The sequence below is a fragment of the Pseudomonas sp. GW821-FHT10C09 genome, from assembly GCF_059415465.1.
This window is the reverse complement of sequence record NZ_JBWKNG010000020.1, coordinates 1-20,344: the sequence shown is the minus strand read 5'-3', so window position 1 is coordinate 20,344 and position 20,344 is coordinate 1. Positions and strand designations below refer to the sequence as shown.

General features: G+C 57.7%; 15 protein-coding genes and 4 tRNA genes. 6 read left to right on the top strand and 13 right to left on the bottom strand.

The features are described from left to right. The first annotated feature begins 120 nt into the window (after positions 1-120). Positions 121-948, top strand: coding sequence for a phosphonoacetaldehyde hydrolase (phnX, locus tag AC07N8_RS20800; RefSeq protein ID WP_483842701.1), 828 nt, complete (start codon positions 121-123; stop codon positions 946-948). A 186-nt stretch (positions 949-1,134) separates the two neighbouring features. After that, positions 1,135-1,683, top strand: coding sequence for a cytochrome b (locus tag AC07N8_RS20795; protein ID WP_483842700.1), 549 nt, complete (start codon positions 1,135-1,137; stop codon positions 1,681-1,683). A 13-nt stretch (positions 1,684-1,696) separates the two neighbouring features. Here AC07N8_RS20795 and AC07N8_RS20790 read toward each other — a convergent pair whose 3' ends face one another. Together AC07N8_RS20790 and AC07N8_RS20785 are read right to left on the bottom strand one after the other, a co-directional pair. After that, the gene (locus tag AC07N8_RS20790) at positions 1,697-2,614 is read right to left on the bottom strand and encodes a 1-aminocyclopropane-1-carboxylate deaminase/D-cysteine desulfhydrase (RefSeq protein ID WP_493145311.1); all 918 of its coding nucleotides are present in this window, start codon (positions 2,612-2,614) and stop codon (positions 1,697-1,699) included. Positions 2,615-2,695: 81 nt separating this feature from the next. Next, the gene (locus AC07N8_RS20785) at positions 2,696-4,735 is read right to left on the bottom strand and encodes an oxidoreductase (protein WP_493145308.1); all 2,040 of its coding nucleotides are present in this window, start codon (positions 4,733-4,735) and stop codon (positions 2,696-2,698) included. A 209-nt stretch (positions 4,736-4,944) separates the two neighbouring features. Between AC07N8_RS20785 and AC07N8_RS20780 the strand changes: the two genes are divergently transcribed. Together AC07N8_RS20780 and AC07N8_RS20775 are read left to right on the top strand one after the other, a co-directional pair. Continuing rightward, on the top strand, positions 4,945-6,075 hold the full coding sequence (locus tag AC07N8_RS20780) for a carbon-nitrogen hydrolase family protein (RefSeq protein WP_483842697.1): 1,131 nt from the start codon (positions 4,945-4,947) through the stop codon (positions 6,073-6,075). A 3-nt stretch (positions 6,076-6,078) separates the two neighbouring features. After that, the gene (locus tag AC07N8_RS20775) at positions 6,079-7,119 is read left to right on the top strand and encodes an AraC family transcriptional regulator (protein WP_493145304.1); all 1,041 of its coding nucleotides are present in this window, start codon (positions 6,079-6,081) and stop codon (positions 7,117-7,119) included. Between the two features lie 343 nt (positions 7,120-7,462). Here the strand turns inward: AC07N8_RS20775 and AC07N8_RS20770 are convergent, their stop codons facing one another. The 11 genes from AC07N8_RS20770 to AC07N8_RS20720 form a co-directional block, all read right to left on the bottom strand. Next, complete coding sequence (locus AC07N8_RS20770; protein ID WP_493145302.1) at positions 7,463-8,296, bottom strand: DUF2242 domain-containing protein; 834 nt, start codon at positions 8,294-8,296, stop codon at positions 7,463-7,465. A gap of 229 nt (positions 8,297-8,525) precedes the next feature. Further along, positions 8,526-10,397 (bottom strand): SurA N-terminal domain-containing protein, encoded by a 1,872-nt coding sequence (locus tag AC07N8_RS20765; RefSeq protein WP_493145300.1) that lies wholly within the window; start codon positions 10,395-10,397, stop codon positions 8,526-8,528. Between the two features lie 234 nt (positions 10,398-10,631). Next, positions 10,632-10,904: an HU family DNA-binding protein gene (locus tag AC07N8_RS20760; protein ID WP_027926068.1), complete on the bottom strand. Its 273-nt coding sequence runs from the start codon at positions 10,902-10,904 to the stop codon at positions 10,632-10,634. 148 nt (positions 10,905-11,052) lie between these two features. After that, entirely contained in the window at positions 11,053-13,449 is a 2,397-nt protein-coding gene (lon, locus tag AC07N8_RS20755) for an endopeptidase La (RefSeq protein ID WP_027926069.1), read from the bottom strand. Between the two features lie 161 nt (positions 13,450-13,610). Then, positions 13,611-14,894 carry an ATP-dependent Clp protease ATP-binding subunit ClpX gene (gene clpX / locus AC07N8_RS20750; RefSeq protein WP_007946893.1) on the bottom strand — a complete coding sequence of 428 codons (1,284 nt, stop codon included), beginning with the start codon at positions 14,892-14,894 and terminating at the stop codon, positions 13,611-13,613. A gap of 112 nt (positions 14,895-15,006) precedes the next feature. Beyond that, positions 15,007-15,642, bottom strand: coding sequence for an ATP-dependent Clp endopeptidase proteolytic subunit ClpP (gene clpP / locus AC07N8_RS20745; RefSeq protein WP_027926070.1), 636 nt, complete (start codon positions 15,640-15,642; stop codon positions 15,007-15,009). A 93-nt stretch (positions 15,643-15,735) separates the two neighbouring features. Further along, positions 15,736-17,046, bottom strand: coding sequence for a trigger factor (gene tig, locus AC07N8_RS20740; RefSeq protein WP_483842693.1), 1,311 nt, complete (start codon positions 17,044-17,046; stop codon positions 15,736-15,738). A gap of 393 nt (positions 17,047-17,439) precedes the next feature. After that, positions 17,440-17,515: transfer RNA gene (locus AC07N8_RS20735), tRNA-His, on the bottom strand. 76 nt (positions 17,516-17,591) lie between these two features. Continuing rightward, positions 17,592-17,676, bottom strand: a tRNA-Leu gene (locus tag AC07N8_RS20730). 57 nt (positions 17,677-17,733) lie between these two features. Further along, positions 17,734-17,809 (bottom strand) — tRNA-His (locus tag AC07N8_RS20725). A 33-nt stretch (positions 17,810-17,842) separates the two neighbouring features. Then, positions 17,843-17,919: transfer RNA gene (locus tag AC07N8_RS20720), tRNA-Arg, on the bottom strand. Between the two features lie 274 nt (positions 17,920-18,193). Here AC07N8_RS20720 and folD point away from each other — a divergent pair. After that, the gene (gene folD, locus AC07N8_RS20715; protein ID WP_027925381.1) at positions 18,194-19,048 is read left to right on the top strand and encodes a bifunctional methylenetetrahydrofolate dehydrogenase/methenyltetrahydrofolate cyclohydrolase FolD; all 855 of its coding nucleotides are present in this window, start codon (positions 18,194-18,196) and stop codon (positions 19,046-19,048) included. A 237-nt stretch (positions 19,049-19,285) separates the two neighbouring features. Continuing rightward, a complete protein-coding gene (pbpG, locus tag AC07N8_RS20710; protein WP_483842692.1) occupies positions 19,286-20,224 on the top strand; it encodes a D-alanyl-D-alanine endopeptidase in 939 nt (312 codons plus the stop codon). Positions 20,225-20,344 lie beyond the last annotated feature (120 nt).

Here is a 20,344-nt window from a genome sequence, read left to right as displayed (position 1 = left end):
TCGCGAAAGCGTACTGACATTCAACATTAATGTCGGCTGCTCCATCGCCTTCGCGAGCAGGCTCGCTCCCACAGGTAAACCGGACTCCCGAATAGTTCTTTTCCACAGGATTTGATCACCATGAACTACAACAACCCAACCAAACTCCAAGCCGCCATCCTCGACTGGGCCGGTACCGTCGTTGACTTCGGCTCCTTCGCTCCCACCCAGATTTTCGTCGAAGCCTTCGCCGAGTTCGACGTCCAGGTCTCCATCGAAGAAGCCCGTGGGCCGATGGGCATGGGCAAATGGGACCACATCCGCACCCTGTGCGATCAGCCACAAGTCGCCGAGCGTTATCGCGCCGTGTTCGGCCGGGCACCGACCGACGATGATGTCACCGCCATCTACAAACGCTTCATGCCGCTGCAAATCGAAAAAATCGCCGAACACTCGGCGCTGATTCCGGGCGCACTGGACACCATCGCTAACTTGCGCCAACAAGGGATCAAGATCGGTTCGTGCTCCGGTTACCCGAAACAGGTCATGGACAAAGTGGTCGAGTTGGCCGCCACCAACGGTTACGTCGCCGACCACGTGGTCGCCACCGACGAAGTCCCTAACGGTCGCCCGTGGCCGGCTCAGGCTCTGGCCAACGTGATCGCGCTGGGCATCGACGACGTCGCCGCCTGCGTGAAGATCGACGACACCGTGCCGGGCATTCTCGAAGGTCGTCGTGCCGGCATGTGGACCGTCGCGCTGATCTGCTCGGGCAACGCGCTGGGCCTGGACTACGAAGGCTATCGCGCCCTCGGCAGCGACAAGCTGGACAGCGAACGCAAGCGCATCCACGCAATGTTCGAAAGCTCGCGTCCGCACTACATGATCGACACCATCACCGACTTGCCTGAGGTGATCGCGGACATCAACAAGCGCCTGGCAAAAGGCGAAATGCCGCAAAGCAGTTGATCGCGGTTTTCCGAGCATAAAAAAGCGTCAGTTCCATTACGGAACTGGCGCTTTTTTGATGTCAATCAGCTGAACCAGAGCGTTATACGGCACAATCACTCAAGGCAAATCCGCCAAAGCGGATTACAGTTAAGGAACACCGTCGGTCAAGAACGGTGGCTCGACCAGACCTGTGAGGAACACCGTATGCCCTGGAAGAATTCCGAATCACGCTACAGCACCGTATCGATCACGCTGCATTGGTTGATGCTGGTCTTGTTGGCGCTGGTTTACGCCTGTATCGAGTTTCGCGGGATCTTTCCCAAAGGCAGTGGCGGTCGCGCGCTGATCGTTGAATCGCACTTCATGCTGGGCCTGACCGTGTTCGTGCTGGTCTGGCTGCGCTTGTTCGCCCGAAGCCTGGGCCCCGCACCGCAGATCTTCCCCGCCTCGCCCAAGTGGCAAACCACACTGGCGAAATTGATGCACTGGGCGTTGTACATTTTCATGATCGCGATGCCGATTCTCGGGTGGCTGGTCACCAGCGCCAAGGGTAATCAAGTGATGTTCTACGGCTTTGACCTGCCGCTGCTGGTCTCGGAAAACAAGGAACTGGCCAAGCAGATTCAGGGCTGGCATGAACTGGGCGGCACCATCGGCTACTGGCTGATCGGCCTGCACGCACTGGCCGGGATCTATCACCATTACGTGGTGCGGGATAACACCTTGCTGCGGATGATGCCCAAGCGCGGTTGAACACAGCCTGTACTTATTGAAATCCCCGGCGGCCTTGCAAGCCGCCGGTGTGGATGAAGATCAAGCGTGTACCCTTTTCAATATGCCCTGCCTCGACGTGCTGCTTGAGCATCAGCAACGCCTTGCCGGTGTACAGCGGCTCCAAAGGCACGACGCTGGCGTGTTCGGTTTGATCGATGAAGTCGAGTAACGACTGATCGACTTTGGCAAAGCCGCCACGGCTCGCATCCAGTAGTTCGAAGTTACGCTGCGGCTCAAAGGCCTCTTGCAGTATCGATTCGACCTGTTGCGCAACGCCGTGATCGTCGGGCACCGCCATCGCGCCATACACTTTGCGCTCACCCGCCTCGGCCAGCACCAGGCCGGCCAGGGTGGTGCCGGTTCCGCAGGCCAGCCACCAGCCGTCGAAGTCGCTCCATCCCAAACGATTCAATTGATCGTCGACCATTGCCTTCAACGACACGCACCCTCGCGCGCCACGCAGACCGCCGCCCCCTTCGGGCACCGGATACACATCGGGGTATTGCGCCTGCCAAGGTTGCCAGAAACCCGGTTCATGCCGCGCCCGATAACCGCCGTAGCCCAACCAGTGCAATTGCATGCCGAATGCCTGCAAGTCCTTCACCGTCGGGGTGTCTTGTGGATGGCCGCGCAGCAGTCCCACGGTGTTGAAACCGAAGCGTTTACCGGCGGCAGCCAACGCGTGCAGGTGATTGGAGTGGGCACCGCCGAGGCTGATGATGCCTTTGGCGCCGGCGAGGTTGGCGGCGTTGAGGTGTTTGATGAGTTTGAACCACTTGTTGCCGCTGATGAGCGGGTCGATTTGGTCCAGGCGCAGGATCGCGACTTCGATGCCGGCGGCGGTGAGCCAGTCGAGATGGAGGGGGTCGAGAGGGGCTTGGGGTAGCCAGTCGTCGGGAGGGAGAAGCATCGATGCCGGCTCTGGGTAAAGACCCAGCATCTTAGCAGCGAACCTGTGGCGAGGAGGCTTGCCCCCTCACCACAGGGTTGATTACAACTCAGCAGCCAACCGAGAACCTTGATTGATCGCCCGCTTGGCATCCAGCTCCGCCGCCACGTCCGCACCACCAATCAAATGCACGTTCTGCCCGGCCGCGACCAACCCGTCCTGCAATTCACGCAGCGGATCCTGCCCGGCGCAGATCACGATGTTGTCCACCGACAGCACTTGCGGCTCACCGGTTTCGCCAATACGAATGTGCAGGCCTTCGTCGTCGATCTTCAGGTACTCGACGCTGTTGAGCATCTGCACCTGCTTGTTCTTGAGCCCCGTGCGGTGAATCCAGCCCGTGGTTTTACCGAGGCCGTCGCCGACCTTGGATTTCTTGCGCTGCAACAGGAACACATCACGCGCCGGTGCATGCGGCTCAGCCTTGATGCCCGCCACGCCACCGCGCGCCTCAAGGTGAGTATCGATGCCCCACTCCTTCCAGAACGCGTCGCGGTCCTGGCTGGTGGCTACGCCCTGGTGCACGAGGAATTCCGACACGTCGAAACCGATGCCGCCCGCGCCGATCACCGCAACCCGCTTGCCCACCGGTTTGCGCTCCAGGATCACGTCCAGGTAGCTCAACACCTTGGCGTTTTCAACGCCGGGAATCGCCGGGGTCCGTGGCGCGATGCCGGTGGCGAGAATGATCTCGTCGTAACCGCCCTCGACCAGTCGAGCCACGTCGACGCGGGTGTTCAGGCACACCTCGACATTGGTGGTCTGCAGCTTGCGATTGAAATAGCGGATGGTTTCGTAGAACTCTTCCTTGCCCGGTACGCGCTTGGCAACGTTGAACTGACCGCCGATTTCGCTGGCCGAATCAAACAGCGTCACCTGATGCCCGCGCTCGGCGGCCACCGTCGCAGCGGAAAGCCCGGCAGGACCGGCACCGACCACGGCGATTTTCTTGATTTGCTGCACCGGCAGGTAGTTGAGCTCGGTTTCGTGGCAAGCACGCGGGTTGACCAGGCAACTGGTCAACTTGCCGCCGAAGGTGTGATCCAGGCACGCCTGGTTGCAACCGATGCAGGTGTTGATTTCATCGGCGCGGCCTTCAGCGGCCTTGTTGACGAAGTCCGGGTCGGCGAGGAACGGCCGCGCCATCGACACCATGTCGGCATCGCCTTCGGCCAGAATCTGCTCGGCCACTTCCGGGGTGTTGATGCGGTTGGTGGTGATCAGCGGAATGCTCACCGAGCCACGCAGCTTGGCCGTGACTTTGCTGAACGCCGCGCGCGGCACTTTGGTGGCGATGGTCGGGATCCGCGCTTCGTGCCAGCCGATACCGGTGTTGATGATCGTGGCACCGGCCTGTTCGATGGCCTTGGCCAGGGTGACGATTTCTTCCCAGCTGCTGCCGCCTTCCACGAGGTCGAGCATCGACAGGCGGAAGATGATGATGAAATTCGGACCTACTGCTTCGCGCACGCGACGGACAATTTCCACCGGCAGGCGCATACGGTTTTCGTAGCTGCCGCCCCAACGGTCGGTGCGGTGGTTGGTGTGGGCGGCGAGGAACTGGTTAATGAAATAACCTTCCGAGCCCATGATCTCGACGCCGTCGTATTCGGCGGTTTGCGCCAGTACCGAACAGGTGACGAAATCGCTGATCTGTTTCTCGATGCCTTCCTCGTCCAGCTCTTTAGGCTTGAACGGGTTGATCGGTGCCTGGATGGCGCTCGGTGCGACCTGTTTCGGGCTGTAGGCATAACGCCCGGCGTGGAGGATCTGCATGCAGATCTTGCCGCCCGCCTCGTGCACGGCGCGCGTCACGATCTGGTGCTTGAGCGCTTCTTCCTCGGTGGTCAGCTTGGCTGCACCGGAATACACCCCGCCCTCGTCATTAGGGCCGATGCCGCCGGTGACCATCAGGCCAACGCCGCCGCGCGCGCGTTCGGCAAAGTACGCCGCCATGCGTTCGAAACCGCCGGGTTTCTCCTCAAGACCGGTGTGCATCGACCCCATCAGGGTGCGGTTGCGCAGCGTGGTAAAACCCAGGTCCAGCGGGGCCAACAGGTGCGGGTAGTGAGCGGCGGCCATTTGTAACTCCACATCGAGCGATCACGGAAAAAGTGCAGGAGCTCTTTGGCTCCCGTCAGTCATGGTGGACAGACTAAGAGTCGCATCGCTGTCACTCAATGACCGAAACTGACAAGTTAATGATCAAAATGCGCAGCGCCCCTTGGCAAGTGCGGACATGGGCCCTACCCTAGTCGCGAACCCTGCACACGGCCGTTGACTGCTTCCCCATGCGCAAACTTTTGTACCTGACCTTTTCCATGGCGATCATTGCCGCCCTTACCACTTACGCGATGTGGGCCGCGGATCGCCCGGTGGGCCATTACCTGTCGGACCTGCGCATCAACCTGGCCATCGATCAAGGCACACCCGCCGATCGCGGCAACCTCCTGGGCATCCAGCCAGAACTCTTCCCCACCGATTATCAAAGCCCCGAACGCCTGCACCGCAAACTTGCGGCCTATTTGCAGAAGGCCCAGGACCAGGGCCTGCTGAACGACAAGACCATCGTCGTGCTGCCTGAACATGTCGGTACCTGGCTGATGGTCAGCGGCGAGAAAGATGAGCTCTACCAGGCCACGACGCTCCAGGAAGCGATGAACTGGCTGGCGGCGAGCAATCCATTGCAGTTCGTTCGTGCGCTGATCAGCGCCAAGGGCGACAGTCGGATCGACGATGCCCATTTGCGGATGAAGGCCAAAGGCATGGCCAAGAATTATCAGGCCCTGTTCGGCGGGTTGGCGAAAGAATTTCATGTAACGCTGGTGGCGGGCACCATCGTGTTGCCGGAACCCAGCGTGATCGACGGCACACTGAAAATCGGCCGCGGCGCGCTGTACAACAGCAGTGTGATCTTTGGTCGTGATGGCGTGCCGATTGGCCAGCCTCAACGCCAGATGCACCCGGTGTTCGAGGAACCTGAGGACATCAAGGCCAACGAACAACAGGCACTCACCGTCGTCGATACACCGGCCGGACGCTTGGGCGTGTTGATCGGCAGCGACAGCTGGTACCCGGACAATTACCGCAAGCTCGATGATCAGGGCGTGCAATTGGTGGCCGTTCCGGCATACGTCATCGGCCGAGATACCTGGGATAAACCGTGGCGCGGTTACCGTGGATTACCGACACCCGCCGCCGTCAGCCTCAAGCCTGGCGAACTGAGCGAAGGTCAGGCCTGGCATCGTCTGACCCTGACCGCCCAACCACCCGCGAGCCAGGCCATTGCCGGCATGAGCGTGTTCCTGCGTGGGCAGTTCTGGGACAAGGGTAGCGCCGGGCAAAGTTTTCTCAGCAACAACGGTCAACAGTTCGCCGACGGCAACGCCCGTGGCGCGCGGTTGCTGAACCTCTGGTTGTGACCCATGAAACCGCTACCGATGCGCCTCGGGGATTTATCGGTGGGTTTCGTCCATAGCCTGGCCGATGCCGTACACAGCCACGGTGTCGACCCGCAACCGTTGCTCGATCAATACGGGCTGGATGCGGCCCGGTTGGCGGAGCCCGGCGCCCGGCTGTCGATCCCGCGCTATATGCGTTTGGGCCATGGGGCGATTCAACTGACGGACGACCCCGCGTTGGGTTTGCGCATGGGCCAGCTCAGTCGCCTGAGCCAGGCCGGACTGGCCGGCGTGACCGCCGCGCAGGCACCGACGGTTCGGGAAGCCGCACGCTGCCTGATTCGCTTCGAAGCCTTGTACGGCTCCAACTATCGCGGTCAGTCGAGCTTTCATGAAGACGCTCAGGGCGCATGGCTGCGCTTCTATTCGATCAGCCCCTACAACGCCTACAACCGCTTTGTGGTGGATTCGATCATCGCCGGCTGGTTGCACCAGTTGTCGAGCATCAGCCCTGCCCCGCTGCGCGCAGAGCGCATCGAGATCGAATTCGACGCGCCGGACTACCGTGAGGTCTATGCCCTGTTGGGTGATTGCCCCATCCAGTTTGCTGCCGAGCACAATCAACTGCGCCTGAGCCTGGCCAGCCTCGCTCAACGCAACCCGGAACACTGTCCGAGCACCTGGCGGCATTTGCTGCAACTTTGTGAACGGGAACTGGAACAGCTGACACGCACCCGTAGCCTGCGTGAACGCATCACTCAGTTACTGGGACCGTTGCTCAATGGTGGCCGGGAACCCGACCTGGAAGAAGTGGCGACACGCCTGAAGCTGCCCACCTGGACCTTGCGCCGCAAACTGGCCGAAGAGGGCACGCAATTTCGCGCGATTCTCAACGACACCCGTCGCGACCTGGCCATGACCTACATCCGCGATACCGAACTGGCGTTCGGAGAAATCGCCTACCTGTTGGGTTTCGCTTCAGCTGAAGCCTTCCAACGGGCTTTCAAACGCTGGAATGGCCAGACACCCGGCGAGTTTCGCCGCAGCCATCGCCAATCCGCTTGACGCTTACAGCTCGGTAGCGTCTTCGGCGGGTTCCAGCGGGTCCAGTTCAAACGCTTGGTACTCGAGCAGCTCTTCTTGATAATCGTCCATTTTTGAATCCCCCAGCGCTCGTTTAAAAAATGCCTGAATAAATGACCAACGCCTTGAGCATAAAGTGCCCCCATGAAAGAAAAATGACGCAGGTGCACCGCTCAGCGGCTACTCAATAAAACGTAGCAGGCGGTCAGGAATTTATCACAGGTTTTTTTCGATACAGGCTGTAGGACTACGGCCCGGCTGACGCAGATCAACGTCAAGCGCCTACGGGATCGGTGTCGTCTGACCCGATCCCGTGGATAAACGCTTACTGACCAGAGACGGGCATGGCCGGAATCGGTTCGCTGGGTGGCGGCAGGTCCGACTGGGGTGGCGGCGTGACCGCTTCTGTAGTCGGTGCCGGCTCGCTGTTTTGTGCCGGGGTAATTGGAGCGGTTTCAGCCGGCGGTGTAACCGGTTCGGAGGCCGTTGGCGCCGGTGCAGGCTCAGCAGCCGGTGCAGGGGATGGCGTCGGCTCCGCAGGAGTCGGTGCCAGTGCTGCAGGCGCCGCTTTGGCTTCAGGCACACCCAGGTCGGTCTTCGGCTTCTCGACGATGTGCGCGGCTTTCTTCGCTTCCGGTGGCAGGAACAATTCGACCAGGGTGAAAAAACGCTCGTAGAACTTGGCCGACGAAACGGTTTCGCTGGCGACCTTGACCATCGAGTCGTCGGACGAGCCGATCGGCATCGACACCGAGCCCAACACACCGACACCCAGGCTGGCGGAGTTGTTGGTTTTCTTCAGCGCATAGCGGTCCTGCAACGCGTTGGCGAACATGGTTGCATGGTGCCCTTCGCTGCCGTCATCGGCGCAGACCACACTGAAGCTGATCTCCATGTGCGTGTCGCCGGTCTGCTGGAAACTCTTGTGTCCGCTGATCAGCTTGGGATCGCTGCTGGTAATGATGTAACCCTGGCTGAGCAAGGCACGGCGGGCGGCTTCGCAGGTCTGCGCATCACTCACCGGGTAGTTGCGCGAAAAGGTGCCGGAGTCGGAGAAGTTCTCATGCTCATAGATCGCGGCTTTCTTGGAGGAGCAGCCGGCAGCAGCAGCGAGCACCAGTGCCAACCCGACGAGACGCATGGGAATTGATTTAAACATTGAACATCCTGAGGAAAACGGTCCGGGGCGTATTGTGCAACAGAACGATGCTTAGCGGAGCATCGATTAGTGTCTTAAAACAGATACAAGTGTAAAGACTCCCATTGACGGGAAAAGGTCGCTCCACAGCCGCCTCCGGCGACGGATAACCGTTCCACTTTCCCTTCAGGCATAAAAAACCCCGGCCTTTCGGCCAGGGTTTTTGTGTAGCGAGACGCTCAATCAGGCATTAATAACGCTTGATGTCCGCTTCGCTTTCCAGCTGCTTGCGGTAAGCCGCGAAGTCTTGCTGGCCAAGGCGCGAGGCGAGGAAGCGGCGGTATTGAGCCTTCTCTTCTTCGGTCGGCGCGGCCGCTTCGTTCACGTTGTTCAGACGCACGATCACCAGGCTTCCATCGGCCAGGGTCACGTTGCTGAAGGTCGGCTTGTCCTTGGCCACAGGCTTGGGCATCCGGAACAGCGCCTGCAACACAGTTGGGTCAACCCCTTCCTGAGCGCGGGTAGCCGCTTCGGTCACTTTCCAGCTTTGGCCGTCGATTGCCTTGTCCAGCGGAGTCTTGCCGTCGCGCAGGCTGGCAATCAGCTGTTCAGCCTTGGTCTTGGCGGCAGCGCTGGCGTGCTCCTTGGCCAATTGCGCGCGGATGGCCGTGTTTACGGCTTCCAGCGGCAGCTGTGCTGGTTTCAGGTGTTCCTTGGCGCGCAACACGATCACGGTTTCCGGATCGAGTTCGATGGCGGTGCTGTTGGCACCCTCATCCAGCACTTCAGGACTGAACGCAGCGGTCACCACTGCGCGATTGGCTGCAATGCCTTCACCACCTTCACGACCGAATGGCTTGGAGGTGTGAACGGTCAGTTTCAGGTCCTGCGCCGGCTGGGCCAGATCGGACGCTTCGAACGAGGCGTCTTCCAATTGCTTGGTCGCCTCGACAAAACGCTGCTCGACTTGCTGGGTTTTCAGCTCGCGGGTCAGCTTGTCTTTCAGGCTGGCAAACGTCGGCACTTCAGGTGCTTCCACACCTAACAGCTTGATCAGGTGGAAACCGAAGTCGCTACGAACCGGCTCGGAGACTTGATCCTTGGCCAGCGAATACAGGGCTTTTTCGAAGGCCGGGTCGTAGACGCCAGGACCTGCGTAACCAAGGTCACCGCCATTGTTGGCCGAACCCGGGTCTTGGGAGAACTCTTTGGCCAGGGCCTCGAATTTCTCGCCTTTGGCCAGGCGCGCCTGCACGTCTTCGATCTTGGCCTTGGCTTGCGCCTCGGTCACCTTGTCGTTCACTTCGATCAGAATGTGCGCGGCCCGACGCTGTTCGGACAGGTTCGCGGTTTCTTTCTGATACGCCGCTTGCAGGTCTTCGTCCTTGACGGCGACCTGATCAAAGAAGGAAGCCTTCTTCAATTCCAGATAGTCGATGACCACCTGATCCGGCGTCATGAATTCCTTGGCGTGTTCGTCGTAGTAGGCTTTGACTTCTTCGTCGGTCAGCTTCACAGCTGCCGGGTCAACCTTGACGTTCAGGGAAGCGAAATCGCGGGTCTGTTTTTCCAGACGGGCGAAGGCCAGTACCTGAGCGTCAGTGACAAAACCGCTACCGGCCAGGCCAGCGCGCAGCTGACCGATCAGCATTTCCTGAGCCAGCATCTGGCGGAACTGCATACGGCTGTAGCCGAGTTGACGGATCACCTGGTCGAAACGCTCCGGGCTGAACTTGCCGTCGACCTGGAATTCAGGCGTCTGCAGGATCACTTGGTCCAGGGCAGCTTCGGAGAAAGCGAACTTCGAGTTCTGTGCGCCTTGCAGCAGCAATTTGCGATCGATCAAGCCTTTGAGGGCCGATTCGCGCAGCATTTTTTCATCGAGCAAGGAAGCATCGAAATCCTTGCCCAGCTGTTGCATGAGCTGACGGCGTTGCATGTCAACCGCCTGGCTCAGCTCGTTCTGGCTGATTTCTTCGCCATTGACCTTGGCCGCATCATTGCTGTGCGTAGTGGCCTTGAAAATGGCATCGAAACCGGTCAAAGCCATCAGTGCAACGATGACCCCGATAATGGTCTTGGCAATCCAGCCTTGTGAATTGTCCCTGATATTCTGCAGCATGCGTCCCCCAGAAACGGTTGAACTTCAAAAATTAGGCAACCGTGGAGCGTGGGTAGAATCCGGATAGAAGAAAGGCGCATCCGGGGATGCGCCTTCTCGTAACTGGCGGAGCGGACCGAGGGTTCGAACATGCGACCCTCGGTGTCTCGGACCGGCAACTTGCCGACTGGACTACCGCTCCGCTGCCAGGTCAGGCATGACCCCGACCCGGATAGGCAAAAACCTGAATCGAACTTAGTTGACAGCTTCTTTCAGTGCTTTACCGGCTTTGAAACCTGGTTTTTTGGCTGCTGCGATTTCCAGAGTCTTACCAGTCTGTGGGTTACGACCGATGCGAGCTGGACGATCAGTTACGGAGAAAGTACCGAAACCAACCAGAACAACGGAGTCGCCAGCCTTGAGAGCGCCAGTGACGGATTCGATTACTGCATCCAGGGCTTTACCAGCGCTGGCTTTGGAGATGTCCGCAGATACGGCGATAGCATCAATCAGTTCCGACTTGTTCACTCTAAGTCCCCTTATATCTATTTGAGTATGATTCTAAGTTTTTTTGGTGAAAACAAAAACGAGTGCTGAATGGCCTACAGACACTTAAGAGCCGCTTTATAACAAGGGCTCTAAAAAGCTGTCAAGGAAGCCACCCGGCCAAATGCTACTAATGCGTGCTAATTCTTTCCTTAGAGTCAGACTCGCGTTTTTCATCCTTTGCAACTATCTCTGGAGCCACATCAGGCAGGGGCTCCGGCGCGTATTGCAGCGCAATTTGCAGGACCTCGTCAATCCATTTAACCGGTTTAATCTGCAGATCTTGCTTGATATTGTCAGGAATTTCCTTCAGATCGCGTACGTTCTCTTCAGGAATGATCACTGTCTTGATCCCGCCACGGTGAGCAGCGAGCAGTTTTTCCTTCAAGCCGCCAATGGCGAGCACTTGACCACGCAGGGTAATTTCACCCGTCATCGCGACGTCTGCGCGCACCGGAATCCCGGTCAGTGCCGACACCAGGGCCGTGCACATGCCCACACCGGCGCTAGGGCCGTCCTTAGGGGTCGCCCCTTCCGGCATGTGGATATGCGTGTCGCGCTTCTCGTGGAAGTCCAGAGGGATCCCCAGGCTCTTCGCTCGGCTGCGGACAACGGTCAGTGCTGCAGTGATCGATTCGACCATCACATCGCCCAGGGAGCCGGTCTTGATCAACTGGCCCTTGCCCGGTACTACCGCGGCTTCGATGGTCAGCAATTCGCCGCCCACTTGCGTCCACGCCAAGCCGGTCACCTGACCGATCTGATCTTGCGATTCAGCCAGGCCGTAACGGAATTTACGCACGCCCAGGAAGTGTTCGAGCATCTCGGCAGTGACCTTCACCGAGAAGCGTTTTTCCATCGCATGCTCTTTGACTGCCTTGCGGCAGACCTTGGCAATCTGGCGCTCCAGCCCACGCACACCGGCTTCGCGGGTGTAGTAGCGGATGATGTCGCGGATCGCTTCGGCGTCGAATTCCAGCTCGCCTTTCTTCAGGCCGTTGGCAGTGATCTGCTTCGGCGAGAGGTATTTGACAGCGATGTTGATCTTCTCGTCTTCGGTGTAGCCCGGCAGGCGAATCACTTCCATCCGGTCCAGCAATGCTGGCGGGATGTTCATGGAGTTCGAGGTGCACAGGAACATCACATCGGACAGGTCGTAGTCGACTTCCAGGTAGTGATCGTTGAAGTTGTGGTTCTGCTCGGGATCGAGCACTTCCAGCAACGCCGACGCCGGATCGCCGCGCATGTCGCTGCCCATCTTGTCGATTTCATCGAGCAGGAACAGCGGGTTGCGAACGCCCACCTTTGTCATCTTTTGAATCAATCTTCCTGGCATCGAACCGATGTAAGTACGGCGATGACCACGGATTTCGGCTTCGTCACGCACGCCACCGAGGGCCATGCGCACGAATTTGCGGTTGGTGGCATGGGCAATCGACTCTGCCAGCGAGGTTTTACCCACGCCAGGAGGACCGACCAGGCACAACACCGGGCCACGAATTTTCTTCACGCGCTTTTGCACGGCGAGGTATTCGAGGATCCGCTCTTTGACTTCTTCCAGACCGTAGTGGTCTGCATCGAGAATGTCTTCGGCGCGCGCAAGGTCCAGACGCACTTTGCTCTGGGCCTTCCACGGCACCTGAACCAGCCAGTCGATGTACGAACGCACCACGGTCGCTTCCGCGGACATCGGCGACATTTGTTTCAGCTTGTTCAGCTCACCCTGGGCTTTGGCCAAGGCGTCTTTTGGCAGGCCGGCGGCATCGATGCGCTTTTTCAGCTCTTCGATTTCGTTGTGGCCTTCGTCGCTGTCGCCGAGCTCCTTCTGAATGGCCTTCATCTGCTCATTCAGGTAGTACTCGCGCTGACTGCGCTCCATTTGTTTTTTGACGCGACCGCGAATGCGTTTTTCGACTTGCAGCAGGTCGATCTCGGCATCCAGCAACGCCAGGACGTGCTCGACCCGGGCCGACAAATCGATGATTTCGAGGATTTCCTGCTTCTGCTCGATCTTCAGGGCCATGTGCGCGGCCATGGTGTCGACCAGGCGGCCTGGCTCGTCGATGCTGTTGAGCGACGACAGGACTTCAGCCGGGACTTTCTTGCCCAGCTGCACATATTGTTCGAACTGAGCCAGCAGGCTGCGCACGAATACTTCCGACTCGCGCTCTGGTGCGTCGACTTCGTCGATCAACGAGACTTCGGCACGGCAGTGGCCGTCCACTTCGCTGAAGCGCTCCACGGCGCCCCGCTGCTCGCCTTCGACCAGAACCTTTACAGTGCCGTCAGGCAGCTTGAGCAACTGCAGAACGGTCGCAATCGTACCTACGCGATAAAGTGCATCTTCACCGGGATCATCGTCAGCAGGGTTTCTCTGAGCCAGCAGAAGGATCTGCTTGTCGCCCGTCATCGCAGCCTCGAGGGCTTCGATGGATTTCTCGCGCCCCACGAACAGCGGGATAACCATGTGCGGATAAACCACAACATCACGCAATGGCAGGAGAGGCAATTCGATGGTTGTCTTCATGATTTCGCCTCTACGGCGGCCATAAGGCCGGAAACAGATGGAAGTAAGCTTGAAACCAAGATGGGGGCTGCCTTCAAAAAAAACAAGCGCAAAGACAGTGATAAAACGCAGTAATAGCAAAGGGGCCCGAAGGCCCCTTCTTTGTACCAGCTGCGTGACGCTTAAGCGTCTGGCGCGGCCTTGGCAGCAGGCTCACTGTTTTCGTAGATATACAGTGGCTTGGACTTGCCTTCTATAACGCTTTCGTCGATCACTACTTTACTCACCTCGGATTGCGAGGGGATTTCATACATAGTGTCGAGCAATACACCTTCGAGAATCGAACGCAGTCCACGGGCACCGGTCTTGCGTTCCAGGGCACGTTTGGCGACCGATTTCAGTGCGTCGGCCCGGAATTCCAGGTCCACGCCTTCCATCTCGAACAACTTGGCGTACTGCTTGGTCAGAGCATTTTTCGGCTCGGTGAGAATCTGCATCAACGCAGCCTCATCAAGCTCGTCCAGCGTGGCAAGTACCGGCAGACGACCGACGAATTCCGGGATCAGACCGAACTTGACCAGATCGTCAGGCTCGACTTCACGCAGGGATTCACCGACTTTCTTGCCTTCTTCCTTGCTGCGCACTTCCGCGTTGAAACCGATGCCGCCTTTCGTGGAACGGTTTTGAATAACCTTTTCCAGACCGGAGAACGCACCACCGCAGATGAACAGGATGTTACGGGTGTCGACCTGAAGGAATTCCTGCTGCGGATGCTTGCGACCACCTTGAGGTGGAACGGAAGCGACCGTGCCTTCGATCAACTTGAGCAAGGCCTGCTGCACGCCTTCACCGGAAACGTCCCGGGTGATCGACGGGTTGTCAGACTTGCGCGAAATCTTGTCGATTTCGTCGATGTAGACAATGCCCATCTGGGCTTTTTCTACGTCGTAATCGCACTTCTGCAGCAGCTTCTGAATGATGTTCTCGACATCTTCACCCACGTAACCCGCCTCGGTGAGGGTGGTTGCGTCGGCGATGGTGAACGGAACGTTCAGCAAACGAGCCAGTGTTTCAGCAAGCAGGGTTTTACCCGAGCCTGTCGGGCCGATCAGCAGGATGTTGCTCTTGCCGAGTTCGACGTCGTCATTCTTTTTGTCACGCTGGTTCAGACGCTTGTAGTGGTTGTACACCGCTACGGCCAGAACCTTTTTCGCACGCTCCTGACCAATCACGTACTGATCAAGGATGCCGCTGATTTCTTTAGGCGAAGGCAATTTATGCGCGCTGCTTTCGGCCTGGGCTTCCTGCACCTCCTCTCGGATGATGTCATTGCACAGGTCGACGCACTCGTCGCAGATAAAGACCGAGGGGCCGGCAATCAATTTGCGTACTTCATGCTGGCTTTTGCCACAGAAGGAGCAATAGAGCAGCTTGCCGTTGTCCTCGCCGTTGCGGGTGTCAGTCATTCGTTCGATCCAAATCCGATAGGCTTGCAACACAAGATGAAGGCTATTGCGGGCTTTTTCAAGCCCGCAGGTGATCGGACCCGCCGACCAACCTTATTTTGAGCTGCTTATTTTAAGCGGGGCGCTGGCTGATCACTTCATCGATCAACCCGTAATCACGCGCAGCTTCTGCACTCATGAAATTATCGCGGTTGGTGTCACGCTCGATTTCTTCAAGAGTGCGCCCGCTGTGCTTGGCCATCAGCGTGTTCAGACGCTCACGAATGAAGAGGATTTCCTTGGCATGGATTTCGATATCCGAAGCCTGGCCCTGGAAACCGCCCAGTGGCTGGTGAATCATCACACGTGAGTTCGGCAGGCAGTAACGCTTGCCCTGCGCACCGGCGGTGAGCAGGAACGCGCCCATGCTGCACGCTTGACCGATACAGGTGGTCGACACGTTTGGCTTGATGAACTGCATGGTGTCGTAGATCGACATGCCCGCAGTCACCGAACCGCCCGGCGAGTTGATGTAGAGATGGATGTCCTTGTCCGGGTTTTCCGCTTCAAGGAACAGCAATTGCGCACAGATCAGGTTGGCCATGTAGTCCTCTACCGGACCAACCAGAAAGATCACTCGTTCCTTGAGAAGGCGCGAGTAGATGTCATAGGCGCGCTCGCCACGAGCAGACTGCTCGACAACCATCGGGACCAGGCCGCCTGCGGCCTGGATATCAGAGTTCTGCTGAATATACGAATTACGGAACATGCTCTGCAGTCACTCCCAAATAGTTATGTCTTGAATACGCATAAGCCAGCACGAAGGCTGGCTTATGGTGTGTGCTTCTTACCGCAAAAACGATCAGTCGGCTTGTGGAGCTTCTACCGGCTTGACTGCTTCTTCGTAAGAGACCGATTTGTCGGTCACGCTAGCTTTCTGCAGAACAGTATCCACAACTTGTTCTTCCAGCACAACCGAACGAACTTCGTTCAGTTGCTGGTCGTTCTTGTAGTACCAAGACACAACCTGCTCAGGCTCTTGGTAGGCCGAGGCCATTTCCTGAATCATTTCGCGAACGCGGGTTTCGTCAGGCTTGAGGTCGAATTGCTTGACCACTTCAGCCACGATCAGACCCAGTACAACGCGGCGCTTGGCTTGTTCTTCGAACAGCTCGGCCGGCAGTTGGTCAGGCTTGATGTTGCCACCGAACTGCTGAACAGCCTGCACGCGCAGACGGTCAACTTCGTTGGACAGCAGAGCCTTAGGCACTTCGATCGGGTTGGTGGCCAGCAGACCGTCCATTACCTGATTCTTGACCTTGGATTTGATCGCCTGACGCAGTTCGCGCTCCATGTTCTTGCGAACTTCGGTGCGGAAGCCTTCAATGCCTGTTTCCTTGATGCCGAATTGAGCGAAGAATTCTTCGTTCAGCTCTGGCAGTTTTGGCTCGGAAACAGTGTTCACGGTGACGGTGAACTCGGCAGTCTTGCCGGCCAGGTCGAGGTTCTGGTAGTCCTCTGGGAAAGTCAGGTTCAGAACACGCTCTTCGCCGGCTTTAGCGCCAACCAGACCGTCTTCGAAGCCAGGGATCATGCGGCCGGAACCCAGCACCAGCTGAGTACCCTTGGCGGAACCGCCAGCGAACACTTCACCGTCAACCTTGCCGACGAAATCGATGTTCAGCTGGTCTTCGTTCTGGGCAGCGCGATCGGCCACTTCGAAACGGGTGTTCTGCTTGCGCAGGATGTCCAGCATTTTGTCCAGATCGGCATCAGCCACGTCAGCGCTCAGGCGCTCTACGGTGATACCGTCGAAACCGGCAACGGTGAACTCAGGGAACACTTCGAAAATAGCGACGTATTCCAGGTCCTTGCCCGCTTCTATCGACTTAGGCTCGATCGAAGGTGCGCCAGCCGGGTTCAGCTTTTGCTCAACAACAGCTTCGTAGAAAGAAGACTGGATTACATCGCCCACGGCTTCTTGACGCGCATCAGCACCGAAACGGCGCTTGATTTCGCTCATTGGCACTTTGCCTGGACGGAAGCCAGCAATCTTGGCCTTTTGGGCGGTCTGCTGCAGACGCTTGTTGACCTGAGTCTCGATGCGCTCAGCCGGCACGGTGATGCTCATGCGGCGCTCAAGAGCAGAAGTATTTTCAACAGAAACTTGCATGGATATTCCTCGTTGCACAGACGTTAGCCGGCCGTTTCCGACCCCAGAATCAAGGGCATGCATTCTAGTGGGTCAAACTCAAGAAGTCACCCTACTGAAAACGGGTAAAAACGCAGCAGGCAATTTATAGGAGCGAATGCACGAATACACCTCGCTCCAATGGCAAACACAACCGATCACGCCAGGGCCCTGCGCCAACCCTTCTATATATAGAAGAGATTGCCAATCATCTCCCTGACAGCCGATCTTGCGAACAAGGCCGGCGGGCAGCGCGGCATCATCGAGCAACAAATACGACGAAACGCCCTGCCCCTGCGACCCAGAACCTGCAGTCGCTGAACCCGCCAAAACAAAAAAGGCGCCAGACTGTTAAATCTGGCGCCTTTCGAAATATGGGGTGGACGAAGGGGATCGAACCCTCGACAACGGGAGTCACAATCCCGTGCTCTACCAACTGAGCTACGCCCACCATATTGCGTGACAAAGAAGTAAACAACTTCCCTGCTGACCCCAACCAAGCCAATCGGCATGAGTGAAGCTTTATTTGGTGCGGATGAAGAGACTCGAACTCTTACGCCTCGCGGCGCTGGAACCTAAATCCAGTGTGTCTACCAATTCCACCACATCCGCGGGTTGAAGCTGTTAAAGCAAAGGCGCCAGACTGTTAATCTGGCGCCTTTCGAAATATGGGGTGGACGAAGGGGATCGAACCCTCGACAACGGGAGTCACAATCCCGTGCTCTACCAACTGAGCTACGCCCACCATATTGCGCTACTTGTGCCAAAGCTGCCTAAATGGCGCACCCGGCAGGACTCGAACCTGCGACCATCCGCTTAGAAGGCGGATGCTCTATCCAGCTGAGCTACGGGCGCCTTGTAATTTGTACTCTTGGAGGACTACAAACTAAGTGCTTTCCAGTCTTGCGAAACCGCAGTCACGCTTGACCTTCTTAACCAGTGCTAGGCTGTGCCCGACAAGTGCGACGAATAGTATAGAGCCCCCTGAGGGTCGTCAAATCCTTTTTAAAAAAAATTCATTTAATTAAAGGAGTTAGGGGAATTTGCAGACCAAGCGCCTTTGCCCTCACCTCATGACATGCGAGAATGCGTTCTCTTTTTTTCCCCTCTCGATGGTTAATCACGCGCAATGACTGCACAACTAATCGACGGCAAATCGATCGCCGCCAGCCTGCGCCAGCAGATCGCCAAACGAGTTGCCGAACGTCGCGAGCAAGGCTTGCGTACACCCGGCCTCGCGGTGATCCTGGTCGGCAGCGATCCCGCCTCTCAGGTTTATGTCTCGCACAAGCGTAAAGACTGTGAAGAGGTCGGCTTTATCTCCCAAGCCTATGACCTGCCTTCCGAAACCACTCAAGAAGCGCTGACCGACCTGATCGATCGTCTGAACGACGACCCGGCAATCGACGGCGTTCTGCTTCAGCTCCCTCTACCTGAACATCTGGACGCCTCCAAATTGCTGGAGCGCATTCGTCCGGACAAAGACGTCGACGGTTTCCATCCTTATAACGTCGGTCGTCTGGCCCAGCGTATTCCGCTGCTGCGCCCCTGCACCCCTAAAGGCATCATGACCCTGCTGGAAAGCACCGGTGCCGATCTTTACGGGATGGATGCAGTAATTGTCGGGGCGTCCAACATTGTCGGCCGCCCGATGGCGATGGAATTGTTGCTGGCCGGTTGCACTGTGACCGTCACTCACCGTTTCACCAAGGACCTGGCCGGCCATGTCGGCCGTGCCGATCTGGTGGTGGTGGCCGCTGGCAAACCAGGCCTGGTCAAGGGTGAGTGGATCAAGGAAGGCGCGATCGTGATCGACGTCGGGATCAACCGCCAGGAAGACGGCAAACTGGTCGGCGACGTGATTTATGAAACCGCCCTGCCCCGCGCTGGCTGGATCACTCCGGTGCCGGGCGGCGTTGGCCCGATGACCCGTGCCTGCCTGCTGGAAAACACGCTGTACGCGGCAGAAACCCTGCACAGCTGAGTTTCACAGCAGACGTAAAGAGCGATTCAAAAGACCCCGCCCCATGGCGGGGTTCTTTTTGCCCGAAGAAAAAGCCCTGCCACCCGCCTGAAAATGACATTTTTTTCATGTTTCACAGGACTTTCGCCTGTTACTTGAACAACCATCGACAGTTATTCAGCCATACTCCAGAATGTCGCGCTTTTACGAAATAGCCCGTTACAAAACGGCGTATCAACACATAATGAGTCTGCCAGCGTGAAAATCCGTCATTCCATCCTGAGCCTATTTTTTGCAGTTACAGGGACTTTCATCACGCCAATCGCCAGCGCTGGCGATACCACCGCTGCGCCTCGAGACGCGCAACATCTCAAACTTGCGTCGGGCAGCTCGTTAGTCATGGATATGCAGACCAACAAAATCATCTACGCCAGCAATCCTGACGTGGTGGTGCCGATTGCGTCTGTCAGCAAACTGATGACCGGCCTGGTCATTGTTGAAGCCCGTCAGAACATGGACGAGTACATCAACATCAACATCAGCGACACCCCGGAAATGAAGGGCGTGTTCTCCCGAGTCAAACTCAACAGCGAAATGCCCCGCAAGGAAATGCTGCTGATTGCCCTGATGTCTTCGGAAAACCGCGCAGCCGCGAGCCTGGCCCACCACTATCCGGGCGGCTATGCGGCATTCATCGCTGCGATGAACGCCAAGGCCAAGGCGCTGGGCATGGTTAACACCCACTTCGTCGAGCCGACCGGCCTGTCCCCGCGTAACGTGTCCACCGCCCGCGACTTGAGCAAACTGCTGGTGGCTGCACACAAGTACCCGCTGCTGACCGAGCTGAGTACCACCAAGGAAAAAACCGTGTCGTTCCGTAAACCCAACTACAGCTTGGGTTTCCGCAATACCGACCATTTGGTGCGCAAACCGGACTGGGACATCCAGCTGACGAAAACCGGCTTCACCAACGAAGCGGGCCACTGCCTGGTGCTGGTGACCAGCATGGGTAATCGCCAGGTTGCGCTGGTCATCCTTGACGCTTACGGCAAGTACACCCACTTTGCCGACGCCACCCGTATCCGCAACTGGGTCGAAACCGGCAAGGGCGCAGAAGTGCCATCCGTTGCCTTGCAGTACAAATCGGACAAGAACCTCAAGCACCGTCAGAGCGGTGTGGTCGAGGCGTCGAAATAATAGCGCTGACAAAAAAAGCCCCGGACAGTCGGGGCTTTTTTTCGGTTCTTCACGGATTACCGGGAAAGACGCTCTTGATCTTCATGAAAAAGAATTCGCTATCCCGGTAACCGTACGCCA